General features: G+C 72.0%; 1 protein-coding gene. It reads left to right on the plus strand.

The window, feature by feature from the left end:
• On the plus strand, positions 1 to 1,770 hold a 1,770-nt coding region (locus ABT006_RS34930), incomplete at its 5' end, for a condensation domain-containing protein (RefSeq protein ID WP_350712743.1).
• Positions 1,771 to 2,062: the final 292 nt, after the last annotated feature.

A 2,062-nucleotide genomic window follows, 5' to 3' on the forward strand; every position in this document is an offset into this window, starting at 1 on the left:
GACCACGGCGTCGCCCGCCTCATCGGCTACGTCACCGGCCGCGACGGCCGCACCCCCACAGTAGGCGCGCTGCGCGAACACGCGGCCGCCGTGCTCCCGCCCTACATGGTCCCGGCCGTGATCATGGTTCTCGACAGGTTCCCCGTCGGCGGCACCGGCAAGATCGACCGACGCGCCCTACCCGAACCCGGCTCGCAACGCCCCGACCTGGACGTGGAGTTCGTCGAGCCGGCGACGAACGAGGAACGGCTCGTCGCCGGGGTGTTCGCAACGGTGCTCGGGCTGGACCGGGTCGGCGTACGGGACGGCTTCTTCCACCTCGGCGGCACGTCGTTGCAGTCGGCGGCGGTGGCCGCGGGCATCGACGAGGCCGCGGGCGTGGTCGTGCCCGTGTCGCAGATCCACCGCACGCCCACCCCGCACGGGCTGGCCCGCTGGCTGACCACCGCGCCCCGCCGCCCCAGGGCCGAGCCGGCGCCGGCCGTCACCGGCCGCTCCGGCCCGGCCAAGCCCATCCCGCTGACCCTGTCGGTCGCCAAGTGCGTCTGGCTGCCCTTCGACCTGGTCTGCCCGACCACCTGGTGGATCGAGGGTGAGCTGGACCTGCGGGCGCTGATGGCCGCGCTCGGCGACGTGCACCGCCGACACGAGGCACTGCACGCCCGCTACCGACGCGTCGACCCGCCCGTCGCCGTCATCCCGCCCAACCCCGGAATGCCCCAGCTACGACTCCTCACCGACGCCACCAACGAACAGGAAGCCCTGGACCAACTCGCCGAAGCCGTGCAACAACCCCTCGACTACACCCAGGGCCGCAACTGGCGCGCCGCCCTCATCCGCGAACGCTCCACCAACCGCATCCTGTTCGGCGTCGGCATCCACCACATCGCCTTCGACGGCTGGTCACACGCACTGCTGGTACGGGACCTCAGCCACGCGTACGCCGCCCGGCTCGCCGGCGAGGCCCCGGTGTGGGAGCGGCCGGCGACCACGCTGCGGCAGTCGTACGACGAATACACCCGGTTGCGCGACGCCGCCGACCTCGAAGCCCAGCGGGCGTACTGGCGCGAACAGTTGCGGGGCCTGCCCCGTCAGGGCCACGGCCAGCCCCAGGCGCCCCTGGAACAGGCACTGGCGTGGGGCCCGAAGGCCGGACACATCGTCACCATCACCCCCGAGGTCATGCGCCGCTGGAACGACGCGGCACGGGAACAGCGGTTCAGCCGCTCCAGCTACTTCGTCGCCGCGTACGCCTCCGCGCTGCGCGCCATCCACCAGCAGGACGACATCGGCCTGCTGATGATCGTCGCCCGGCGCGGCAGCCGCATCCTCGACTCCGCCTTCACCACCCGAATCAACTCGAACTGCGTCCGCGTCCGGTTCCGGCCGGAGACGGACCTGCTCCGGCACGTCCAGCAGACCGTCGACGAGCTGATGGCCGCCCAGGACATCCCGTTCTCGGAGACCGCCGCCGACCCGGCCGTCGGCCTGCCCGGCGAGGTGGTCGCCAGCGTGCCCGGCTTCGCCTACCAGGACAACGTGGTGCTTCCGCTGGAGCTGCCCGGCTGCCGCACCGAGGAGGTCGTCGAGCCGTACGCCCGGGAGGTGATGAGCGGCCTCACCGTCGAGGCGATCCCCCGCGAGGACGACGCCCTCCTGCGCATCACCATCCGCACCGACCTGATCCCGTTCACCATCGCCGAGCAACTGGGCGCCCACATGCTGCGCTTCCTCGAAGCCGGGCCCCAGGCGGCCAACACCACTGCCTGAAGGCTCACCCCGTACCCCTCATGCCGTGGGCGCGGACAGCCGCGCCCACGGAGTTCCTGGTTCCTGACCCGGCCGTCCCCGCGCGAGTGACGCCGGTCCTGATCGGAGGTTGACTCATGTCCGTCGAGTTCGTTCCTGCGCGGACACAGGCTGCCGATGTCGGCGGGACCGGAATCGACTTCGAGGTCCTCGACGTCGTGGGTGATCTGCGTCGGCCGGCGGTGTGGCCGGCTCGGGCGGCGTCGGTGTTCCGGGCGTTGTCCTCGTCGTTGCCTGCCGGGACGACCGGCGA

This window comes from Micromonospora sp. NPDC002717 (assembly GCF_040295705.1).
Taxonomy (GTDB): domain Bacteria; phylum Actinomycetota; class Actinomycetes; order Mycobacteriales; family Micromonosporaceae; genus Micromonospora.